This window comes from Duganella sp. GW821-FHT01E12 (assembly GCF_059422325.1).
In genome coordinates, this window is record NZ_JBWKWR010000005.1 from 257,821 (window position 1) to 279,869 (window position 22,049).

Sequence of the window (22,049 nt, forward strand, 5' to 3'; positions counted from 1 at the left end):
AATGACCCTGGATGCAACACTCCTGCGCTCAACGCGGCTTGACCGCCTGTCCGCTATACAGTACCGGCCCGGTCGGCGTGGCCGAGCCGCTCTGCGGTTCCAGCGTAATCTCGAATACTGGCTCCGCCTGCAGCGGCGGCAGCTGATCCAATGGCAGCTTCAGCTGGCGGTCCTGCTCCAGCAAACCCAGCGACACCGGCGCGGCCCAGCCCGGTGCGGATATCCATAATTGCAACGCCTTGCGGTTGGCGACGACGGTATCGTGCAGCGGCGTCAGCGTCAGTTGGCGGTCCACGCTCACCAGCGCCACCCAGGCTGCGCTATTGTCCTGCGGCGCGGACAACACCGCGACCCAGGCCGGCCCCGGCGGTTCGGGGCGCAGCACCAGCAGCGCGCCCAACGCCACGCAAGCCGCCAGCGCGGCGCCTGCCAGCCCACGCCACACGCCCAGCTGGTTCCACCAGCGCGTCATCGGTCGCCGTAGCGAACCATGTCCAGCCACTCCAGCAGCGGAATGGTGGCCGGCAGCAACGGCTCGACGCCCACCGCGCCCTGCCAGGCGAAGGCCTGGCCTTCCAGCCCTTGCGGCTCGCCGCTCCAGTCGCGGCTGATGAAGAAGTGCAGCCGCACGTGCGCGTGCTCGTACACGTGCTCGATGCCGCACCATTCCTCGGCGCTGTTGATGACCAGGCCCAGCTCCTCGACAAACTCGCGCTTCAACGCTTGCAGCACGGTCTCGCCCGGATCGACTTTACCGCCGGGGAATTCCCAATACCCTTCGTACGGCTTGCCGGCCGGACGCTGGCCCAGCAGCACGTCGCCGTTGGGCTTCATCAGGATGCCGACCGCCACGTCCACAGGCCGGGCGCCGCTCATGCCTGCTTCCCTGCGAAATCCTTGGCGAACTGCCAGGCCACGCGGCCCGAGCGCGAACCGCGCTGCAAGGCCCAGCGCAGAGCGTCGGCGCGCGAGGCTTCGATCTGCGCCTCGCTGCAGCCCAGCGACGACAGCCAGTGGCCGACGATGGCCAGGTAGTCGTCCTGCTTGAACGGATAGAACGTCAGCCACAGGCCGAAGCGTTCGGACAGCGAGATCTTCTCCTCCACCGTCTCGCCCGGATGCAGGTCGCCGTCCTCGTCGTGCGTGTAGCTCATGTTGTCGGACATACGCTCCGGCATCAGGTGGCGGCGATTGGACGTCGCGTAGATCAGCACATTGTCCGACTGCGCCGAGATGCTGCCGTCCAGCGCCACCTTCAGCGCCTTGTAGCCGCTCTCGCCCTCCTCGAACGACAGGTCGTCGCAGAAGATGATGAAGCGCTCCGGCCGCCCCGCCACGATGTCGACGATGTCGGGCAGCTCGGCCAGGTCGGCCTTGTCCACCTCGATCAGGCGCAGGCCGTCCTTGCCGAACTGGTTCAAGCAAGCCTTGATCAGCGAGGACTTGCCGGTGCCGCGCGCGCCGGTCAGCAGCACGTTGTTGGCCGGCCGGCCCTGCACGAACTGGCGCGTGTTCTGCTCGATCTGCTCTTTCTGTGGGCCGATGTGCTGCAGGTCGTCCAGCGCGATCGGCGACACGTGGGCCACCGCCTGCAGATAGCTGGCGCCGCCGCCGTTGCGCTTGCGCCAGCGGAAAGCGAAGCCCAGCTTCCAGTCCGGCTCGCGCGGCGCCTGCGGCAGCACCGCCTCCACGCGCGCCAGCAAGGCCTCGGCGCGCACCAGGAATTGTTCGAGAGGCGTCGCCATCTTAGGAACGGTAGTCGGCGTTGATGCTCACGTAGTCGTGCGACAGGTCGCAGGTGTAGACCGTGGCCGCAGCCGTGCCGCGCGCCAGCTTGACGCGCACCAGAATCTCGCTCTGCTTCATCACGCGCTGGCCATCTTCCTCCTTGTAGTCCGGATTGCGGCCGCCGTTCTTGGCCACCCACACGTCGTCCAGGTACAGATTGAGCTGGCTGACATCGAGGTCGTCGACGCCAGCGTAGCCGATGGCGGCCAGGATGCGGCCCAGGTTGGGATCGGACGCGAAGAACGCGGTCTTGACCAGCGGCGAGTGGCCGATCGAGTAGGCGATCTTGCGGCACTCCTCGACGCTGGCGCCGTCTTCCACGGTGATGGTGATGAACTTGGTCGCGCCCTCGCCGTCGCGCACGATGGCCTGCGCCAGGAACAGCGATAGCTCGGTCACGGCGGCGGCCAGCTCGGCGTATTCCGGCGAGTCCACCGAGTTGATTTCCAGCGCGCCGGCGCCGGTGGCGATCAGCATGAAGGAATCATTGGTCGAGGTGTCGCCGTCGATGGTGATGCAGTTGAACGACTGGTCGGCCACTTGCTTGACCAGCACGTCCAGCACCGGCTGCGCGACCTTGGCGTCGAACGCCAGGTAGCCCAGCATGGTGGCCATGTTCGGCTTGATCATGCCGGCGCCCTTGCTGATGCCGCTCATGGTGACGGTGTGGCCGCCGATGGTGACGGTGCGCGAGCCGGCCTTCGGCTGCGTGTCGGTGGTCATGATGGCTTCGGCCGCGTTGTACCAGTTGTCGGCCTTCAGGCCGGCCACCGCCTGCGGCAGGCCGGCAATCACCTTGGCGGCCGGCAGCGGCTCCAGGATCACGCCGGTGGAAAACGGCAGGATCTGCGACGCCTCGCAACCGAGCTGCGCGGCCAGCGCGGCGCAGGTCTCGTTGGCCAGCGACAGGCCCAGCTCGCCGGTGCCGGCGTTGGCGTTGCCGGTGTTGATCAGCAGCGCGGCAATCGGCTTGCCGCTTTCCTTGGCGGCCGCCAGGTGGGCCTTGGCGATCTGCACCGGCGCGGCGCAGAAGCGGTTCAGCGTGAACACGCCCGACACGGTGGCGGTCGGCGCCACCTTCATCACCAGCACGTCCTTGCGGTTCGGCTTCTTGATGCCGGCTTCGGCAAAGCCGATTTCGATGCCGGCTACAGGCTTCAGTGCGGAGGCGACGGGCAGAGGGGAATTGACGGCCATATGAGTGTTCTCGTGAGTGGAAAGTGGGAGCCGCTATTGTAATACCTGACGGCTGAATTGGCGCATCGCATCAATGTGACTAACGGTCACCATCCAGGCGCATTTCCACAAAGCATGTTTTATCCGCAAATTTGCTGAAAAAGCACTAGAGAGATATCGTACAACCCCATGAATTCATTGAGGAAAACGTTATCTTGAACTGAAAAGCCACAAGATTTTAGTACGTACGTTCTAATTTTGAAAAAACCATTTCATGCCGTACGGAAATTAGTTTAGGGTGAAGCCCGAATGCCCCACCCCCGCATGTCACGAGACAAACAAGGCGACATGATCGCCGAATGCAGTAAACAACTGACAACAAATCATAGGATATCGACCACATGAAAAAGCAACTTTTAGTAGCTGCCGTCTTTGCCGCCACCGCCGCCATGCAAGCGCAGGCCGCCACGCTGGGCGACGAGAACCTGAGCATCAGCGGCTTCGGCACGCTCGGCGTCGCCAAGAGCAATACCGACCAGGCGCAGTTTGCCCGCTACAACCAGGCCGAAGGCGTGGGCGACAAGGCCAAGATCGGCCTCGACACCAACCTGGGCCTGCAGGCGACCTACAAGATCAACGACTGGCTGTCCGGCACCGCGCAGATCCTGACCCGCAAGAACACCAGCCCGACCTTCACCACCGACCTGACCTGGGCCTTCCTGAAAGCCCGCGTCAACGACGAGGTGAGCGTGCGCGTCGGCCGCGTCGTGCTGCCGACCTTCCTGATCTCGGACTACCAGAACGTCGGCTACGCCAACACCATGATGCGTCCGCCGATTGAAATGTACGGCCAGGCGCCGATCGAGAACGTGGACGGCGTGGACGTTAACTTCCAGCGCGCCTTCGGCGACTTCAACTTCACCACCCAGGCCTTCGTCGGCGTCAGCCGCGGCAAGCTGTTCGTGCCGACCGGCGACGGCTCGGTGGCCACCTACCGCGCGCCGGCCGCCGGCATCAGCTTCACCGGCGAATACGGCCCCTTCCTGGTGCGCGTCGGCCACGCCCGCGCCGACCTGAAGATCAACGACCTGGCCCCGATCAACCTTCTGACCGCGTCGCTGAGCCAGTTCGGCTTCAAGCAGCTGGCCAACGACCTCGGCCTGAGCGACGGCAAGAAGATCGCCTTCACCTCGATCGGCGCCACCATGGACTGGCACAACATCGTGGTCCAGACCGAATACGCGCAGCGCCGCGCCAAGGAAGCGGTCTACATCCCCGACACCAACGCCTGGTACACCATGGTCGGCTACCGCGTCGGCAAGGTGCTGCCTTACTACGCGCACGCTTCCTACCGCGACGCCGGCAGCTCGGTGACCCCGCCTGCCAACCTGCCGAAGACCCATCCGCTGGGCGCGGCCGTGTACGGCCTGCTGCCGTCGCCGGAACAGACGTCCGACCTGATCGGCGTGCGCTGGGACTTCGCCAAGTCGGTGGCGCTGAAGGTTCAGGTCGACCGCGTCAAGCCTAAGACCAAGTCCGGTTCTCTGATCTTCGTCAAGCCTGGCTTCAGCGGCAACGTCACCGTCGTCGCCGCGGCGCTCGATTTCGTCTTCTAATCAGGAGTCCACAACATGAAAAAAATGATCATCGCCGCGCTGTTGTCGTCGCTGGCCGCGGCCGGCGCCTCGGCCGAAACCGTCGTCATCGTCAGCCAGAAGAATCCGGCCACCCGCATGTTCTCGGAACAGGCGTCGCAATTCTTCCTCGGTAAATCCAACCTGTTCACGCCGGTCGACCAGGCCGAAGGCTCGCACATCCGTGCCGAGTTTTACCAGAAGGTGGCGGACAAGGACCCTGCTCAGGTCAAGGCCCTGTGGTCCAAGCTGGTCTTCACCGGCAAGGCCACGCCGCCGAAGGAGTACCCGAACAACGCCGAGGTGAAGAAAGCAGTTGCTGCCGATCCCAAGGCGATCGGTTATATTGACAAGTCGGCAGTGGACGACACCGTCAAAGTGATCCTGACCCTGCCTTAACCTCCAGGTAGCCCTGCCCCCTGCCGTCCCGCGTGGACGGCAGGCGCGTGCGCTCCTGGCATCGCCACAAGGAGTGTACGTTTTGAGTCTATCGCTGCGCGCGAAATTTCTGCTGCTGAGCGCCGTCATCCAGGCGCTGGTGGTTGGCCTGCTGATCTGGAACAGCCTGCGCCTGATGAACCACGCCGTCAGCACCAACGCCGAACGCGTCGCCCAGGAATACGCGGTCACGCTCAACCTCTCCCTCAGCCCCTACGCCACGCGCGGCCGCCTGCCCGAACTGACCAACTATCTGGCCGAAATGCTGTCCGATCCCGACGACAGTTTTCTGCGCTACCTCGTCATCCTCGACGAAAGCGACCGCGCCATCCTCGAAGTGGGCAAGCGCAAGATGCCGCTACCGGCGATCCTGCGACAAGGCGGCGGCACCAGTTTCAAAGGCGTGCGCACCCTACTCGACGACACCATGCTGCACGCGCGCTCGCCGCTGCTGCTGCGCGACGGCCGCATCGGCTCCATCAATTTCGGCCTCACCACCAAGGACCTGAAGCAGGCGCGCGACGAGGTGCTGCTGCAAGGCGGCGTGATCTCGCTGGCCGGATTCGCCACCGGCCTGCTGCTGTTCTACGCCTTCACCCACGGCATCGGGCGCCGCCTGAACGCGCTCACCGGCCAGTCGAAGCAGATGGCGCTGGGCGACTACAGCAAGGCGCTGCCGGTCGAAGGCGGCGACGAGATCGCCGTCTTCACGCGCGCCATGAACGCCATGAGCGCGGCGCTGCGCGAACGCATCGCGCAGCTGGAACAATCGCAGCAACGGCTGTCGGAGTCGGAGGCGCGCTTCAAGACGCTGTTCGACATGGCGCCGCTGCCGCTCACCGTGTCGGATCGCGACGGCCGCATCGTCGCCGCCAACCGCGCGGTCACCCACACCTTCGGCGCGGGAGCGGCTAAGCTGATCGGCAAGCGCAGCGACGAGGTGCCGTTCTGGGCCAGCACGCTGGAACGCGACCGCATCTGGAACATCTACAAGACCGAAGGCGCGGTGCACGGCGCCATCGCCGGCGTGCTGCTGCCCGACGGCAGCGTGGGCAGCGTGGCGATCTGGTCGTCCTCGCTGACCCTGGACGGCAACGACTCCATCATCTGGGCGCTGCTGGACCTGACCGAGGAGCTGAACGCCAAGCGCGAACTGAAGGACCTGAACGTCTCGCTGGAGACGCGCGTGCGCGACCGCTCGGCGGCGCTGGAGCGCGCCAACGCGGACCTGAGCGCGGCGCTGGAGACCTTGCAGCACACGCAGCACGAACTGCTGGCGGCCGAGAAGATGGCGTCGCTCGGATCGCTGGTGGCGGGCATCGCGCACGAACTCAATACGCCGATCGGCAACAGCCTGCTGGCATCGACCGCGCTGCGCGACCGCGTGACGGAGTTCGACCGCCACGTGGCGGCCGGCGCGCTGCGGCGTTCGGAACTGACCGCGCATCTGGAGGAAGTGCGGCTGGCCAGCCAGCTGATATCCGGTTCGCTGCACAAGGCGGCGGAGCTGATCTCCTCGTTCAAGCAGATCGCCGTGGACCAGACCAACGACCAGCGGCGCCGCTTCGACCTGCTGTCGGCGGTGCACGATACCATGGCCACCTATATGCCGCGCCTGCGCCGCGCCGGCTGCGAGGTGGTGATGCAGATCCCGGAAGGACTGACCTTCGACTCCTATCCCGGCGCCTTGTACCAGGTCTTGAACAATCTGGTGAACAACGCGCTCATTCACGCCTTCGAACAAGGCAAGGGCGGCACCATCACCGTGCGCGCGGAAGCGGTGGACGACGACACCGTGGAACTGATGTTCAGCGACGACGGCGCCGGCATGCCCGAAGACGTGCTGCGGCGCGTGTTCGATCCCTTCTTCACCACCAAGATGGGCCAGGGCGGGACCGGGCTGGGAATGAACATCGTCTACAACATCGTGACCGGAGTGCTGGGCGGGCGCATCACCATCGACTCGGCGCCCGGCGTCGGCACGGCGGTGCGCATGCTGCTGCCCTACTCCGCGCCGCAGCGCGATGCCGCCCGCTAGTCTTCCCGCTAAGCCGCCGCGAGACGGGCGCGCGCGGCTTCCACATATCGCTCGCTGACGGCGACCGTGCCGCCGCGGCGCAGGGTAAGCAGGTAGCTGCCGTCGCCGATCACGGCCAGCGCCGCGAACTGCCCCGCGCCGACGATGGCGCGGCGGTGCACGCGGACGAAACGCGCCGGGTCCAGGTGCTCCTCCAGCCGGCTGAGCGGCATGCGATACAGCACGCAGCGTTTTTCCAGGTGCAGCTTGACGTAGTTGCCGTCCGCCTCCAGCCAGTGGACATCCTCCAGCCGTATGCACTCGATGCGACCGACCGAGCGCACGCTGACCTGCTGCCAGTAGCCCGCCGGCGCGCTCTCCGGCTGCGCGGCGACGTAGGCGCGCAGAGCCGGCGCGAAGCCGGCCAGCTGGCGCTGCGCCAGCATCGCGGCGGCGCGTTCAAGCGTTTGCGCCAGGCGCGCGTCGTCGAAGGGCTTGAGCAGGTAGTCCAGCGCATGCACCTCGAAGGCCTCGATCGCGTAGGCGTTGAACGCGGTGACGAACACGATCAGCGGCGGCTCCGCCATCGCGCTCAGGCCACGCGCCAGGTCGATGCCGGACTCCTTCGGCATCCGCACGTCCAGGAACACCAGGTCCACCTCCTGCCGCGCCAACAGCTCGCGCGCGGCGGCGGCGCTGGCGCACTCGCCCACCACCCGCCACTGCGGATGCCGCGCCAGCGCGTAGCGCAGGTTGATGCGCCCAGGCTCTTCATCGTCGACCAGCAAGACACGCATCGCCGTCACTCCTGTGCATGCAAAGGCATGAGTATCTCCGCCTCGAAGCGGCCGTCGCGCAACGCGCTGTCCAGCGACGCCGCGCCGCGATAGGCCAGTTGCAGGCGCGCCCGCGTGTTGGCCAGTCCGAGCCCCAGGCCGGGATTCGGCGAAGCGTCCGCCACCACGGGATTGCTGATACGGATACGCAGCCGCCCGCCTTCGCGCCGCATGACGATGCGGATATCGCTCTGCCCTTCGTGGCAATCCAGATCGTGGCGCAAGGCGTTTTCGATCAGCGGTTGCAGCAGCAGCGGCGGACACTCGCCGCCGTGGACGTCCCCGATGTCCATTTGCACCTGCAAGCGCGCCCGGTAACGCAGGCGCTGCAAGGCCAGATAGTCGCCGACGAAGGCCAGCTCCTCGCCGACGCTGACCCAATCGCGGCCGCTGGCCGTCAGCGCATAGCGCAGCAGATCGCTCAGTCGATTGATGCCGTTCAGCGCCAGGTCGCCGTCGCTGGTGCGCACCAGCGCGCTGATCGCGTTCAGGGCGTTGAAGATGAAGTGCGGCTCCAGCTGCGCGCGCAGGGCCAGCATGCGCTGGCGTTCCAGTTCCAGGTTGAGGTGCAGGTTGTCGGTCAAGGCCCGCTGCCACGCCTTGTCCCGCGCCTGGCTGCCGCGCCAGATGCAGATCGCGGTGACCGCCGTGAACGTGCCGGTCGACCAGGCGAATTCGAGGAACACGTTAAAGCCATGCGGCGACAGGAACTGGCTCCATACGTGCGCCACGTCGAGCATGCCGTCGATGCGCGCCGCATCCAACCCCGCCATGTAAAGCAACTGCAGCGGCAGGAAGATGAACACCACCATCGCGTAGCACCGCCCGATGGCGCGGGCGCTGGCGACCAGCTCCGGCCAGCGGCGAAAGGCCAGGTACAGGCCGAAGCTGAGGGACATCATCAGCGCGTGGTTCAGATCCCAGTTCAGCATCACGCGGCCATAACTGCGGCCGGCGCCTCCTTCGCGCAGCACGTCGCTGTAGACGCTGGCCGCGCCGACCGCGCACAGCAAGCCCCACACCAGCAGATTGACCAGCAGGGTATTGCGCACTTCGCGCCATGTGAGGGAGGGATGATCCATGACGACGAGTATATCAGCCGCATGCGCGGCCAAAATGCGCGACGGGCGGGCGTCGTCACCGCAATCCGGGCGCTCGTCACAAAGGAGTCCCGCGGCGGCCGATCGGGCGCGATACTCTGCGCCGACCTAACTCTTACATCGCCATGAAACCTCTCTTACTACTCTGCCTCGCAGCGAGCGCACACGCACAGGAATCCGCCGACATGCAGCGCGTCGAAATCAGCGGCTCTGCCACGCAGGCCCTGCGCCGCAACGACACGGCGGCAAAAATCGTCGTCGGTCGCGCGGACATCGAACAGTATGGCGACACCACCCTCTCCGCGCTGCTCAAGCGCCAGCCCGGCATCTCCGTGGCCGGCGGCGAGGTGCGCATGCGCGGGCTGGGCGCCGGCTACACGCAGCTGCTGATCAACGGCGAACCCGCGCCCCAGGGCATGTCCATCGACGTCATCTCGCCCGAGCTGATCGAGCGCATCGAGATACTGCGCACCGCATCGGCCGAATACAGCGCGCAGGCCATGGCGGGCAGCATCAACGTCATCCTGCGCAAAGGCAGCCGTGCGCAGCGCGACGTCAAACTGGCGGTCGAGAACCTGCAAGGCGTGACCGGGCCGTCCGCCACGATGCAGATCGCCGACCGCGACGGCGCACTGTCCTACGGCCTGGCCGGCACGCTGAGCGACACAGGCTTCCGCAACCCTTCGACGACCACCGAACGCCTGGAAGGCCCGGCGACGCTGCGCACCTTCGCGGACCTGAACACATCGCACCAGGCCAAGCTGAATCTGGCCCCGCGCCTGAACTGGACGCTGGCAAACGGCGACACGCTGGCATGGCAAAACCTGCTGGACCTGTACCGCACCAATGGCCATGGAGACTCGCATGAGACCAGCATCTACGGCGCATCGACCACCTACCCTGTCAACGACTGGCGCGCGCAGTCGCATACGGCCTTCCTGCGCAGCGGCGTGACGTGGACACACGCGGTCGGCGCCGACGGCAAGTTGAGCGTCAAGCTGGGCTACGACTACAACCACCGCAACACCGACTATGCCTTCCATGGCGCCGGCGCGGACGGCACGGCGCAGTTCACGCGCGCGGTCACGTCCAGCGCCGACGACGACAGCATCACCACCAGCGGCAAGTACCTGACCCGCCTGCACGAAGCCCACAACCTCGCCATCGGCTGGGACGGCGCCGACACGCGCCGCGGCGAGATGCGCCGCCAGGACGACAGCTCGGCCAGCGGTGCGGCGCTGGACCAGCTGCTGCAGGAGTATGAGGCGCGCGTGCGCCGCATCGCCCTGTTCGCGCAGGACGAGTGGGATGTGACGCCGCGCCTGCAAGCCTATCTCGGCCTGCGCTGGGAAGGCCTGGACACCCGCACCGACGGCGCGATGCTGGCGGCGGTGAGAAACCGCTCCGGCGTTTTCAGTCCGGTGATGCAGATGATGTGGCGGCTGCCGAACCAGGAGCGCGACCAGGTGCGCCTGGCCCTTGCTCGCACCTACAAAGCCCCGCCGACACGCGACCTGCTGCCGCGCCGCTACACCATCAACAACGACAACGGCCCGACCAATCCGGACGTGCAGGGCAATCCCGATCTGAGGCCGGAACTGGCGTGGGGATTGGATGCGGCGTACGAATCGTACTTCGGCAAGGAAGGCTCGATGAGCGTCTCCGCCTACGCGCGGCGCATCCGCGACGTGACGGTGCAGCACTTGTTCGAGCAAAATGGATCGTGGGTGACGACGCCCTTCAACGGCGGCAAGGCCAAGGTGGCCGGCATCGAATTCGACGCCAGATTCCCGCTGCGCGCATGGCCTGTCGACGTACGAACCAACGCCGCGCGCAACTGGTCGCGGCTGGACGCTGTGCCCGGCCCCGACAACCGCCTTGGCGCGCAGATCCCCTTCAGCGTCAACGTGGGACTGGACTACCGCCACTCCGGCGCGCTGACGCTGGGCATCAACGCCGGCATGCAGACCGGCGGCATGGTCAGGATCAGCGGCAACCTGGCCGGCTACACCGGCGTCACGCGCACGCTGGACGGCTACGCGCTATGGAAGTTCGACGGCAAATCGCGGCTGCGCGTGTCGGTGCTGAACGTCCTGCACCAGGACCAACTGCAGGGCAGCTTCTACGCCGACGACCGCTCCAGCACCACGCGCACAGTCAACACGCCCACCCGCGCCGGCATCCGCGCCATCTACGAGCAGCAGCTTTGAGTGCGCTGTCTGTCCGTCCCCACAATTGACAAGTTAGCTAATCCGGTTAAGCATCGATATACCACGCATCCCTTGTAGCGTCATTAAGTTGGCTAGTACTAGGGTTACTTGATCCGCATTTATAGGGACGCTGTGAGGGGCAATGTGATCGTATGATTTTGATGTCGAATGATAAGCGCGCGGGCAATCAAATTGATACCGTCAACATAAAAAAACCGGAGACCAGCTCCGGTTTTTTGTTTATGCCAGCTTGCCGTGGCAAGCCTTGTACTTCTTGCCGCTGCCGCATGGGCATGGGTCGTTGCGTCCGACCTTCAGGCCCATCTCCATCAGCTGCTCGCCGCTCAGGCCTTTCAGCTCCGGTGGCAGGCCGCCGAGCGCCGTTGGCGCCAGCAGTTCTTCCGGCGCCGCGTTCGGGTTGAAGTCGGCGTGCTGGTAGCTCACGTTCTCAACGTGCGACTGCTGCATCGCCGCTTCGGCCGCGTCGATCTCTTCGCGCGACTGGATGCGAACGGTCATGATCAGCTTGACCACTTCGTTCTTGATCATGTCCAGCATCTGGCCAAACAGCTCGAACGCTTCGCGCTTGTATTCCTGCTTCGGGTTCTTCTGCGCATAGCCGCGCAGGTGGATACCCTGGCGCAGGTGATCCAGCGCCGCCAGGTGTTCGCGCCAGTGGCTGTCCACGCTCTGCAGCATCACGTTGCGTTCGAAACCGCCGAACGATTCCTTGCCGACGATGTCGATCTTCGACTGGTACAGCGCATCGGCCGCGGCCAGCACGCGTTCCAGGATGTCGTCGTCGTTCAGGTTCTGTTCTTTTTCCAGCATGGCGCGCAGCGGCAGGTCGATCTGCCATTCGCCCGCCAATGCCGCTTCCAGGCCCTTGATGTTCCACTGCTCTTCCACCGACTCCGCCGGCACGTATTCGCGCACCAGGTCGGTGAAGGCGCCGTGGCGCAGGGACTCGATCAGCTCCGAGATATCGGTCGCTTCCAGCAGCTCGTTGCGCTGCTGGTAGATTACCTTGCGCTGGTCGTTGGCGACGTCGTCGTATTCCAGCAACTGCTTACGGATATCGAAGTTGCGTGCCTCGACCTTGCGCTGCGCCGACTCGATCGAACGCGAGACGATGCCCGCTTCGATAGGTTCGCCTTCCGGCATCTTCAGGCGGTCCATGATGGCGCGCACGCGGTCGCCCGCGAAGATGCGCAGCAGCTGGTCGTCCAGCGACAGGAAGAAGCGCGACATGCCAGGGTCACCCTGGCGCGCGGCGCGGCCGCGCAGCTGGTTGTCCACGCGGCGCGATTCATGACGCTCGGTGCCGACGATATGCAGGCCGCCGGCGGCAACCACCTGCTCGTGCAAGGCTTGCCAACCATCGCGCAGCGCCTTCGATTGCGCGGCCTTGTCGGCGTCGCTCAGGTCGGGATTGGCTTCGATGAACTGGATCTGCTTCTCGACGTTGCCGCCCAGGACGATGTCGGTACCACGGCCGGCCATGTTGGTGGCGATGGTGATCGCTTTCGGGCTGCCCGCCTGGGCGATGATTTCCGCTTCACGGGCGTGCTGTTTCGCGTTCAGGACGTTGTGCGGCAGGCCGCCTTTGGTCAGGATGCCCGACAGCAGTTCCGAGTTTTCGATCGAGGTGGTACCCACCAGCACCGGTTGGCCGCGGTCGTAGCATTCGCGGATCTCCAGCATCATGGCGTTGTACTTCTCGGCCGACGATTTGTAGACCTGGTCCTGACGGTCCTTGCGCTGCGAAGGACGGTTAGGCGGAATCACCACGGTTTCGAGGCCGTAGATTTCCTGGAATTCGTATGCTTCGGTATCGGCGGTACCGGTCATGCCGGCCAGCTTCGAATACATGCGGAAGTAGTTCTGGAAGGTGATCGAGGCCAGGGTCTGGTTCTCGTTCTGGATCTTCACGCCCTCTTTCGCTTCGACCGCCTGGTGCAGGCCGTCGGACCAGCGGCGGCCGGTCATCAGGCGGCCGGTGAATTCGTCGACGATCACCACTTCATTGTTCTGCACCACGTAGTGCTGATCCTTGAAGTACAGCGCGTGCGCGCGCAGCGCGGCGTACAGGTGGTGCACCAGCGTGATGTTGGCCGAGTCGTACAGCGAGGCGCCTTCCGGCAGCAGACCCATCTTGGTGAGGATCGCCTCGGCCTTTTCGTGGCCGGCTTCGGTCAGCAGCACCTGGTGGGCTTTTTCGTCCTTGGTGTAGTCGCCCGGGACTTCAACCTTGCCCTTGCCGTCCGGGGTTTCCTCGCCGATCTGCATGGTCAGCAGGCGCGGCACTTCGTTGATCTTGTAGTACAGGTCGGTGTGGTTCTCGGCCTGGCCGGAGATGATCAGCGGGGTGCGGGCTTCGTCGATCAGGATCGAGTCGACTTCATCGACGATGCCGAAGTTGAGCACGCGCTGCACGCGGTCGCGGGCTTCGAACACCATGTTGTCGCGCAGGTAGTCGAAACCGAACTCGTTGTTGGTGCCGTAGGTGATGTCGGACGCGTAGGCCGCCTGCTTGGTGGCGTGCTCCATCTGCGACAGGTTGATGCCGGTCGACAGGCCCAGCCAGCCGTACAGCTTGGCCATGGTTTCCGCGTCGCGCTGCGCCAGGTAATCGTTGACGGTGACGATGTGCACGCCCTTGCCCGACAGCGCGTTCAGATAGGCCGGCAGGGTCGCGGTCAGGGTCTTGCCCTCGCCGGTGCCCATTTCGGCGATCTTGCCGTAGTGCAGAACCATGCCGCCGATCAGCTGCACATCGAAATGGCGCATCTTGAAGACGCGCTTGCTCGCTTCGCGGCAGACGGCAAACGCCTCGGGCAGGATCGCGTCCAGCGATTCGCCATTGGCGATGCGTTCCTTGAATGCAGGCGTCTTCGCTTGCAACTCGGCGTCGGACAGTTTTTCCATCGCCGGCTCGAGCGCATTGATCTCGCGTACCGTTTTTTGGTATTGCTTGAGCAGCCGCTGGTTGCGGCTACCGAAAATCTGGGTCAGTAATGACATGCTTGAATTCTTGAAAAAACGCCGTTAAAAAAAGCTCTGTAGGGGAAAAACGCCTTACCGCACGGAGTTCGACTATGGCAAAAGACGGTGATTTTATCATGCGTCCGCGCCTACATTGGGTTATTGACCTGTTTAACAATAGCCCAAGAGTGAACAATGACACAAAATTAAGCTATTTTAACCGGTGGTGACGTATTTTTGCCGCTGTGATATGTTGCTGCACATGCGATTCAACTCCTCCAACATTTCGATCAAGCGCCGCGCCCCGGTCGGGGCCACCGATTTCCTGCGCCGCGACGACAAGATGGCGGCCCTGCTGCCGGCCATCGAGCGCATGGCCGCGCTGCAAAAAGACTGCGCGGCGGCCTTGCCGGCCATGTTCAAGTACTGCGAGATCATCGCTTTCGAGGCGGGACAATTGACCTTGTCGCTGCCGAACGCCTCGCTGGCGGCCAAATTGAAGCAGCAACTGCCCAAGCTGCAGGACACGCTGGCGCGGCGCGGCTGGAAGGTGGATGGCGTGAAACTGAAGGTGCAGATGACCAAGCCGGCCGAGATCAAGGAGCAGATGCGCTCGCTGTCGCTGACGGAAGCGGCCGTGACCGCCTTCGACGAGCTCGGGCACACGCTGGAGGACACCCCGCAGAACGCCACGCTGATCGCGGCCTTGAAGGCGATGGTGGCCAAGCGGCGCACCACCTGAACCCCGCACGGCGCGACGCCCGGGGTCAGACCCCGTACGGGGTCTGACCCCTGCTGTTCCGGGTTTAGGTGAGCGCCCACTCGCGCGCCATCTGGCGCAGATACGACGGCGGCGCGGCCTCATTCGTCTCGAACGAGACGATTTCATAGGCGTCCGGATGCTTGAGCAGCTCCAGCAGCAGCTGGTTGTTCAGCGCGTGGCCGGACTTGTGCGCCTCGTAGCTGGCCAGCAGCGGATGGCCGACCAGGTACAGGTCGCCGATGGCGTCCAGGATCTTGTGGCGCACGAACTCGTCGTCGTAGCGCAGGCCGTCCGAGTTGAGGATGCGGTACTCGTCCATCACGATGGCGTTCTCCAGCGAGCCGCCGCGCGCCAGGCCTATGCCGCGCAACATCTCCACGTCCTGCATGAAGCCGAAGGTGCGGGCGCGCGCCACGTCGTGCACGTAGGAGACGTCGCCGAAATCCACGCGGGCGCGCTGCTGGGTGCCGTCCACGGCCGGATGGTTGAACTCGATGAAGAAGTCCAGCTTGAAGCCGTTGTGCGGGCTCAGGCGGGCCCATTTTTCCTTGTCGCCCGTGCCCTCGCGGATCTCCACCGTCTTGAGCACGCGGATGAACTTCTTCGCGGCCGGCTGTTCCTGCACGCCTGCCTGTTGCAACAAATACACGAAAGACGAGGCCGAACCGTCCATGATGGGGATTTCCTCGGCGCTCACCTCGACGTACAGATTGTCCAGGCCGAGGCCGGCGCAGGCCGACATCAGGTGCTCGACGGTCGACACGCGGGCGCCATCCTTGACCAGCACCGACGCCATGCGGGTGTCGCCCACGGCCATCGCGCTGGAGGGGAACTCCACCACCGGCGTCAGGTCGACCCGGCGGAACACGATGCCGGTGTCCGGCGCGGCCGGGCGCAGGGTCAGCTCGACCTTGGTGCCGGAGTGCAGCCCGACACCTGTGGTGCGGACCAGTTCTTTGATGGTGCGTTGTTTTAACATCCGACGATTATAGCGAAGTTGGGTCCGCCGCGTTGCCGGCGGGCTTTCCCGACGTCAAGGATGTTCGGCCTCGGCGTGGACCGATTCGCGCCGCACCAGGTAGATGCCGCTGGCGATGATGATGCCGGCCCCGAGCAAGGTGTAGCCGTCGGGCAGCGTGTGCCACAGCAGCCAGTCGATCGCCACGCCCCAGGCCAGCGCCGAGTATTCGAACGGCGCCACCACCGAGGCCTTGCCCGAGCTGAACGCGCGCGTGATCGCCAGTTGGCCGAGGAAGCCGCTCAACGCCAGTGCCAGCAGCACCCAGCCGTCCTCGGCGCGCACCGGCACCCAGTGGCTGAGCGACATCGCCAGGCCGCCGCCGGCCATCATCAGCAGATACCAGAACATCATCGACTCGTTGCTGTCGGTGCGGGCCAGCACGCGGCTGGCGATGGCGGCCATCGCGTAGCACGCGGCCGAGCCCAGCAGCGCCAGCCCGCCCAAGGTCAGGAAGCCCGTGCCCTCGGGGCGCAGCACCACCAGCACGCCGAGCAGGCCGACCACGATGGCGACCCACTGGCCGGCGCCGACCTTTTCCTTGAGCACGAACACCGACAGCGCCGTGATCAGCGACGGTGCGATGAAGAAGATCGAATACGCCTCGGCCAGCGACAGCGCCTTGAGGCCGTAGGCGAACGAGGTCAGCATGGCGATGCCGAGCAGGCTGCGGAAGATGTGCATGCCCCAGCGCACCTTGAAGATGCCGCGGAAGGCGCCACGGTACAGCATGTAGCCGCACAGCAGCGGCAGCGAACTAAGCGCGCGCATGGCGGTCACCTGGGTGGCGGGATAGTGGGAGGACAGCACCTTCATGGTGGTGTCCATGAACGAGAACATGGCGACTGCGGCCAGCATCGCGTAGATGCTGCGCAGGTTTTCAGAGCGGGTGGCGGTGGACAGAAGAAGCTCCTTGCGTCAGGTCCGTGCGGACCACTGGGAACGTCATCATGGCGACGTCCGGAGCCAGGACCGGCTAAGCGCGGTCGGGGCGATTATAGCAAAGCGGCTCAGCGTATGCCGGCGGTGGTGCCGTCCTTGAAGAGCCCGTAGGCTTCCGGCATGTAGATCGACTGCACCAGCCAGCCGGCCTTCTGGTCGTAGGTGAAGTTGTAGTCGTAGACGCGCACCGGCCACTTGAGGCGGCAAGCCTTGTCGTCGAAATCGATCCTGCCGAAGTATTCGCCGCCACTGGCGTTCTTCAAGTTCTGGCGGAACTCCATGTTCGGGCCGAACAGCTCGGCGTAGTGGTCGTTGAAGGCTGCCCTGCTCACGCGCAGCGGCCGGTCGCCCTGGTAGGCTGACAGCATCTGCAAGGGAAATCGATACAGCCGCACCGAGGCGCCCGGCTCGTCCAGCAACGCCGCCGCGCGCACGGCGCCCCAGGCCGCGCGCAGGCTGTCCGGTGTGGGTGCCTGGCAGGCCAACGTCGAAGTCGACCAAGCCGTCAGCAGTAAAGCGATAAGTGTTTTCATCATCATGAAATGTTAAGGCGCCACAGGCGCTGCGCGTTTCGGCTCCCAGAGTTCGATCTTGTTCCCTTCCGGATCGAGTATCCAGGCGAAGCGGCCATTCGGGTCGTCATCGGTACGCTTCAGGATGGCGACGTCTTTCGCCTTCAGCCGCACGAGGAAGGCGTCCATGTCGTCGACCGCGTAGTTGATCATGAATTCGCTGGTCGATGGCGCGAAGTATTTGGTCGTGGCCGGGAAGGCGCTCCAGATCAGCGCTGGCGGATGCTGGGGGGCGTCATAACGCAGCTTGGCGCCGCCCCACACTTCCAGCGGCATGCCCAGCACGTCGCGATACCAGGCCGCCAGCGCCTTCGGGTCCTTGGCCTTGAAGAACACGCCGCCGACGCCGGTGATATGTCCGGCCGGCTCGGCAGCGGCAGCGGCACCCGGCCCGGCCATCATCAGCGCTCCCACGCACAGCATCGCTATTGTTCGCATCCCTGCTCCTTGGTAGTTGGTTCCGGTGACTTTATCCGATCTGGCGGCGCTTGTCGCGCTACAGCAGCATCACCAGCTTCAGGTCGTGCCGCTTGGCCAAGTGCAGCGTCACCTGGTTGAAATCCAGATCGCCCTGTAGCGGATGACGGAAACGGCGCAGCCCGCCCTCGCGGCCGACCACGTCCTGCAAGGTCCACAGTTCGGCGAAGGTGGCGCTGGCCCCGGACAGTTCGGCGATCAGGCCGGCCAGCGGCTGCTCGCCGGCGTGCCGGCCGATGTCGGCACGGAACTCGGCCACCAGCCGCCGGGCGCGCTCCGGCCAGTCGACGATCAGTTCGCGCGCCGCCGCGTCGGCGAACATGTAGCGCAACAGGTTGGGCCGGGACTGCGGCTGCGGCGTCAGCCAGCCTGCGAACAGCCGCGCCGCCTGCGGATTCCACGCCACCGCGTCCCACTGCCGGTCGAGGATGTAGGCCGGCGCGACTATGGCCGCGACGACCGCGTCCAGCGCCTCGGCCGTATCGCCGCCGTCGTCGTCGTGATGCGGATCGAGCCGGTCGGCCAGGCCGAACAGATAGGCGCGCTCGGCAGCCGACAGGTGCAGCACTTCCGCCAGCCGCGCCAGCATCTTGCTGGACGCCTGCACCTCCCTGCCCTGCTCCAGCCAGGTCAGCCAGGTCGGGCTGACGTCGCACAATTGCGCCAGCTCCTCGCGCCGCAGGCCGGGCGTGCGGCGGCGCCCGCCACCGGGCAGGCCGACACTGTCGGGCCGAGTGCGTTCGCGATGGGCGCGGATGAATTCGCCGAGTTTGTTGTGCATGGTAGTTCTTATACCAGGATAAGTACTTGTCTTGTTACAGGATAAAAACACGCCTATTCTGCCCTGACTCGTCCCTTCCTGGAGAAAAACATGAAACAGCAAGCCGTCGTCGCCCAGCAGTTCGGCAATACCGCCAGCGCCTACCTGACCAGCTCCGTCCACGCGCAAGGCGCCGACCTGGCCGCGCTGCGCGAGATCGCCAGCGTGCTGGGTCCGCATCCGACCATCCTCGACCTGGGCTGCGGCGCCGGCCACGCCAGCTTCGCCGTGGCGCCGGTGGCCAAGTCGGTGACGGCGTTCGACCTGTCGGCGGAGATGCTGGCGGTGGTGGCCGGCGCCGCCCGCGAGCGGGGCCTGGACAACGTGCTCACGCAGCAGGGCAACGTGGCCAGCCTGCCGTTCGCCGACGCCTCGTTCTGCATGGTGGTCACGCGCTTCTCGGCGCACCACTGGCTGGACGTGCCGGCCGCGCTGCGCGAAGTGAAGCGGGTGTTGAAGAAGGGCGGCGTGCTGATCGTCATCGACATCACCGCGCCGGAAAGCCCGCTGCACGACACCACGCTGCAGGCGGTCGAACTGCTGCGCGACGGCTCGCACGTGCGCGACTACCGGCCGTCCGAATGGCGGACGATGCTCGAAGGCGCGGGCTTCAGCTGCGAGCGCGTCAGCGACTGGAAGCTGGAGATGAAGTTCGACGAATGGACCGCGCGCATGCGCACGCCGGCCGAGCGGGTGACGGCGATCCGCAGCCTGTTCGCCACGGCACCGGAGGAGACGCTGCAGTACTTCGCGGTGCAGGCCGACTGCTCGTTCTCGATCGACTCGACCCTGTTCAAGGCCAAGCACGATTTCGGCGACATCTACTGACGCTGGCGGCGGCGCAGCAGCGCGACGATCGCCGGGATCATCAGCCAGAACCCGGAGGCCGGCATCAGCGAAACGCCAAGCACGGTCAACAGCAACAGGCCGACGCCTATCGCGGCGGGGATGGGCGCCGGCTGTTTTTCCAGCGCGGCCACCAACATGCCCACGATGAACAGCAGGAAGCCAAACAGCATGAACCAGACTGCAAGGCCGACCTTCTCGGTACGTACCGTGTTGAAGAATCCTTGCGCCAGCACTTCACGGTAGCCGTTGGAAAAGAGCGCGAAGGCCACTGCGGTGTGCCCCAGCGCCACGAACATCGTCCACTTGCCGATCCAGTTTTTCATATCTTATCCAATAATTAAGATTGGCAGCACGATACACGTGAAGATTGAATGCTGCAAGCAGGCCATCGCGTGAACGCGGCTATACTTAAGGCTTGCCATCCAGGGAGCATGCGATGCCGCGCGATGTGCCATCGGAACCGCGCAGCTGGCTGTTGGAGCGCCGCTGCACACTGACCGAACGCCAACTGGTGCTGGTGTTCGCGTCGCTGTGCGTGCCGTCGGCGCTGGTGGCGCTGGCCTTCCTGTGGCAGGGGTATTGGTATGTGCTGGCCTACGCCGCGCTGGAGCAGGCGGCGCTGGCGGCTTGCCTGCGCCACTGCGCGCGCCATCGCGGCGACTACGACCGTATCGACATCTCGCCCGCCGCCATCGTGGTGGAGCAGCGCCGGGGCCGCCAATGCCGCGCACGGCGGCTGCACCGGCTCACCACCCGCTTGCTGCCGCCACGGCGCGACAGCGATCCGATACAACTGGAGGACCGCGGCGAGCAGATCGAGGTCGGCCGCTTCATCGGCGCGGCCCAGCGGCGCAGGCTGGCCGTTGAACTGGCGCGCTGCCTGGGTTACTGATCCGCCTTCAAGGCCAGCAGGGCCGCCCGCAGCATGCCGCAGATCTGCGGATCGGCGCGCATCGCCTCCTCGCTCAGGTTGGCGCCCAGCAGCGGCAAGGTGATCGACGCGGCCTCCACCACGCGGGCCGACATCACGGTAATGGTTTCGCGCAGCGAGGCGTAGGCATGGGTGGCGCGCGGCGAGGCGTTCAGCAAGGCCACCGGCTTGTCGATGAAGGATTCGTTGCCGACCATCCAATCGAGGCCGTTCTTGATCGCGCCGGTCACGCCGTGCGCGTATTCCGGGCTGGCGATCACCACCGCGTCGGCGGGCAGCAAGATGTCGCGCAGCGCGGCCACCACCGGCGGCGACTCGGCGATATCCGGGTTAAACAACGGCAGCTGTCCCAGGCCCTGGTACAGCTGCACCTCGATACCGGGCGGCGCCACATCGGCCATCACGCGCAGCAGCATCGAGTTGAGGGAGGCAGCGCGCAGGCTGCCGGAAATCGCAATGACCTTCACGGGTATCTTCTTCCGGTATGTATCACATTCAACAAGGTGACTGTGGTCAGGCCATCAATGAATACAACCACATAATGCTTATGCACCACCAATTCAAATGTGTCTCTCACACGTCCTCTTCGTCGAGGAAAATTCAAATCGGCCAATTGATCAACCTGGCTGTCGATATAATCACACAGCCGTGCGGCGGCCCCTGGGTTGTCACGTGCGATATATCGCTCGATATCGTCCAGATCGGCGAGGTAGGTCGCGGTCCGAACAACCTGTTTCATGGCGCACCGCGACTCACTTTTTTCGCGGCTCGAATTGCAGCCCACTCGCCGGCTGAAAAAACGCGATTGGAACCATCTCTCAAGCCTGCCATCGCCGCATTTATCTTGGCTTTTGCCCAATCCGCGTGATCCGCTTCGCTAGCGGCTGCCTGCCAGCCGCTTACGTCCACGGCGACGCGCCAAATGCCTATTTTGCGTAACAGCGACAAAGCTTCGTGTACATCACTGTATTCCAAACGCGTTTTATCGCCGTCCGCCAAGATGGACGCCCCCCCAGTGGTTGCCAGGCGGACCTCAAAAACGTCCCCCACAGCAAACAACGTAACGGACGTTATTTCACCCAAGGCATGGCGCTGCGCCAAACTCTCCCAACTCAGAAAACTCATCACTTCCTCCATCGAACGCTGGTTCTTTGGAAATCATACATCCATTTTTTATGGCCGCATTGAAGCCAGGCTTCAATATTCTTCTCGATCCGAAATGAAGAACACTCACTGCCTGAAGGAGATCAAAATGGGCGATTACAACGCAGCCCGGACTTCGCCATCGGTGGACATACCATAAATCTGGCGCATCCGTTTCGATTTGATCGAGCTGGCGGACGGCCCCGGCCTGCCAAGAAAAAGGGAACTGACCAGGGGTGAACGCCTGCGGACGCAGTTCAATGTGTGGCATTCTTGAAATCGTCTTGCACGACAACGCCTAGTGGTAAAGACAAACGGCGCCGCAGCGCCGTTTGCTCACTGCATCCAGC

The 22,049-nt window shown here is 64.7% G+C and carries 23 protein-coding genes; 7 read left to right on the plus strand and 16 right to left on the minus strand.

Going from position 1 to position 22,049, the window contains the following annotated elements; all coding sequences use genetic code 11:
• Positions 1 to 28: 28 nt before the first annotated feature.
• The 4 genes from AC07WS_RS16915 to argJ are packed head-to-tail and all read right to left on the minus strand — an operon-like array spanning position 29 to position 2,985.
• Positions 29 to 472 carry an anti-sigma factor domain-containing protein gene (locus tag AC07WS_RS16915; RefSeq protein ID WP_494730211.1) on the minus strand — a complete coding sequence of 148 codons (444 nt, stop codon included), beginning with the start codon at positions 470 to 472 and terminating at the stop codon, positions 29 to 31.
• Entirely contained in the window at positions 469 to 876 is a 408-nt protein-coding gene (locus AC07WS_RS16920) for an NUDIX domain-containing protein (RefSeq protein WP_494730212.1), read from the minus strand. The genes AC07WS_RS16915 and AC07WS_RS16920 overlap by 4 nt, the downstream gene beginning before the upstream one ends.
• On the minus strand, positions 873 to 1,745 hold the full coding sequence (locus AC07WS_RS16925) for an ATP-binding protein (RefSeq protein WP_494730213.1): 873 nt from the start codon (positions 1,743 to 1,745) through the stop codon (positions 873 to 875). The genes AC07WS_RS16920 and AC07WS_RS16925 overlap by 4 nt, the downstream gene beginning before the upstream one ends.
• Position 1,746: 1 nt before the next feature.
• Positions 1,747 to 2,985: a bifunctional glutamate N-acetyltransferase/amino-acid acetyltransferase ArgJ gene (gene argJ / locus AC07WS_RS16930; RefSeq protein ID WP_494730214.1), complete on the minus strand. Its 1,239-nt coding sequence runs from the start codon at positions 2,983 to 2,985 to the stop codon at positions 1,747 to 1,749.
• A 380-nt stretch (positions 2,986 to 3,365) separates the two neighbouring features.
• On the opposite strand from argJ, the gene AC07WS_RS16935 reads away from it, so the two are divergent.
• The 3 genes from AC07WS_RS16935 (at position 3,366) to AC07WS_RS16945 (ending at position 7,074) form a co-directional block, all read left to right on the plus strand.
• Entirely contained in the window at positions 3,366 to 4,580 is a 1,215-nt protein-coding gene (locus AC07WS_RS16935) for a porin (protein WP_494730215.1), read from the plus strand.
• A gap of 15 nt (positions 4,581 to 4,595) precedes the next feature.
• On the plus strand, positions 4,596 to 4,997 hold the full coding sequence (locus tag AC07WS_RS16940; protein ID WP_494730216.1) for a type 2 periplasmic-binding domain-containing protein: 402 nt from the start codon (positions 4,596 to 4,598) through the stop codon (positions 4,995 to 4,997).
• A 73-nt stretch (positions 4,998 to 5,070) separates the two neighbouring features.
• The gene (locus AC07WS_RS16945; protein ID WP_494730217.1) at positions 5,071 to 7,074 is read left to right on the plus strand and encodes an ATP-binding protein; all 2,004 of its coding nucleotides are present in this window, start codon (positions 5,071 to 5,073) and stop codon (positions 7,072 to 7,074) included.
• A gap of 8 nt (positions 7,075 to 7,082) precedes the next feature.
• On the opposite strand, the gene AC07WS_RS16950 is transcribed toward AC07WS_RS16945, so the two are convergent.
• A complete protein-coding gene (locus AC07WS_RS16950) occupies positions 7,083 to 7,850 on the minus strand; it encodes a LytR/AlgR family response regulator transcription factor (RefSeq protein ID WP_494730218.1) in 768 nt (255 codons plus the stop codon).
• 5 nt (positions 7,851 to 7,855) lie between these two features.
• Positions 7,856 to 8,971, minus strand: coding sequence for a sensor histidine kinase (locus AC07WS_RS16955; protein WP_494730219.1), 1,116 nt, complete (start codon positions 8,969 to 8,971; stop codon positions 7,856 to 7,858).
• 203 nt (positions 8,972 to 9,174) lie between these two features.
• Between AC07WS_RS16955 and AC07WS_RS16960 the strand changes: the two genes are divergently transcribed.
• Complete coding sequence (locus AC07WS_RS16960) at positions 9,175 to 11,199, plus strand: TonB-dependent receptor plug domain-containing protein (RefSeq protein ID WP_494730220.1); 2,025 nt, start codon at positions 9,175 to 9,177, stop codon at positions 11,197 to 11,199.
• 240 nt (positions 11,200 to 11,439) lie between these two features.
• Here the strand turns inward: AC07WS_RS16960 and secA are convergent, their stop codons facing one another.
• Positions 11,440 to 14,223 (minus strand): preprotein translocase subunit SecA, encoded by a 2,784-nt coding sequence (gene secA / locus AC07WS_RS16965; protein WP_494730221.1) that lies wholly within the window; start codon positions 14,221 to 14,223, stop codon positions 11,440 to 11,442.
• Between the two features lie 223 nt (positions 14,224 to 14,446).
• On the opposite strand from secA, the gene AC07WS_RS16970 reads away from it, so the two are divergent.
• Positions 14,447 to 14,926, plus strand: a complete 480-nt coding sequence (locus AC07WS_RS16970) for a hypothetical protein (RefSeq protein WP_494730222.1) — start codon at positions 14,447 to 14,449, stop codon at positions 14,924 to 14,926.
• A 64-nt stretch (positions 14,927 to 14,990) separates the two neighbouring features.
• Here AC07WS_RS16970 and lpxC read toward each other — a convergent pair whose 3' ends face one another.
• From lpxC to AC07WS_RS16995, 5 genes are all read right to left on the minus strand, one after another.
• Positions 14,991 to 15,926, minus strand: coding sequence for a UDP-3-O-acyl-N-acetylglucosamine deacetylase (gene lpxC, locus AC07WS_RS16975; protein WP_494730223.1), 936 nt, complete (start codon positions 15,924 to 15,926; stop codon positions 14,991 to 14,993).
• Between the two features lie 54 nt (positions 15,927 to 15,980).
• Positions 15,981 to 16,823, minus strand: coding sequence for a DMT family transporter (locus AC07WS_RS16980; protein ID WP_494730224.1), 843 nt, complete (start codon positions 16,821 to 16,823; stop codon positions 15,981 to 15,983).
• Between the two features lie 152 nt (positions 16,824 to 16,975).
• A complete protein-coding gene (locus AC07WS_RS16985; protein ID WP_494730225.1) occupies positions 16,976 to 17,443 on the minus strand; it encodes a hypothetical protein in 468 nt (155 codons plus the stop codon).
• Between the two features lie 9 nt (positions 17,444 to 17,452).
• Positions 17,453 to 17,917, minus strand: a complete 465-nt coding sequence (locus AC07WS_RS16990; RefSeq protein ID WP_494730226.1) for a VOC family protein — start codon at positions 17,915 to 17,917, stop codon at positions 17,453 to 17,455.
• Positions 17,918 to 17,975: 58 nt separating this feature from the next.
• Positions 17,976 to 18,737: a helix-turn-helix transcriptional regulator gene (locus AC07WS_RS16995; protein ID WP_494730227.1), complete on the minus strand. Its 762-nt coding sequence runs from the start codon at positions 18,735 to 18,737 to the stop codon at positions 17,976 to 17,978.
• Positions 18,738 to 18,827: 90 nt separating this feature from the next.
• Here AC07WS_RS16995 and AC07WS_RS17000 point away from each other — a divergent pair, with 90 nt between their 5' ends.
• Entirely contained in the window at positions 18,828 to 19,604 is a 777-nt protein-coding gene (locus AC07WS_RS17000) for a class I SAM-dependent methyltransferase (RefSeq protein WP_494730228.1), read from the plus strand.
• Here AC07WS_RS17000 and AC07WS_RS17005 read toward each other — a convergent pair.
• Positions 19,598 to 19,948, minus strand: a complete 351-nt coding sequence (locus tag AC07WS_RS17005; RefSeq protein WP_494730229.1) for a DUF6463 family protein — start codon at positions 19,946 to 19,948, stop codon at positions 19,598 to 19,600. The genes AC07WS_RS17000 and AC07WS_RS17005 overlap by 7 nt on opposite strands.
• A gap of 113 nt (positions 19,949 to 20,061) precedes the next feature.
• Between AC07WS_RS17005 and AC07WS_RS17010 the strand changes: the two genes are divergently transcribed.
• Entirely contained in the window at positions 20,062 to 20,517 is a 456-nt protein-coding gene (locus AC07WS_RS17010; protein WP_494730230.1) for a DUF2244 domain-containing protein, read from the plus strand.
• Here AC07WS_RS17010 and AC07WS_RS17015 read toward each other — a convergent pair.
• From AC07WS_RS17015 to AC07WS_RS17025, 3 genes are read right to left on the minus strand one after another with little or no spacing between them, the layout of a single operon-like run.
• Positions 20,511 to 20,972, minus strand: coding sequence for an NADPH-dependent FMN reductase (locus AC07WS_RS17015; RefSeq protein WP_494730339.1), 462 nt, complete (start codon positions 20,970 to 20,972; stop codon positions 20,511 to 20,513). The two genes, AC07WS_RS17010 and AC07WS_RS17015, sit on opposite strands and share 7 nt — an antisense overlap.
• A 47-nt stretch (positions 20,973 to 21,019) precedes the next feature.
• A complete protein-coding gene (locus AC07WS_RS17020) occupies positions 21,020 to 21,295 on the minus strand; it encodes a type II toxin-antitoxin system RelE/ParE family toxin (RefSeq protein ID WP_494730231.1) in 276 nt (91 codons plus the stop codon).
• Complete coding sequence (locus AC07WS_RS17025) at positions 21,292 to 21,681, minus strand: hypothetical protein (RefSeq protein WP_494730232.1); 390 nt, start codon at positions 21,679 to 21,681, stop codon at positions 21,292 to 21,294. Before AC07WS_RS17025 ends, AC07WS_RS17020 begins: the two co-directional genes overlap by 4 nt.
• Positions 21,682 to 22,049: the final 368 nt, after the last annotated feature.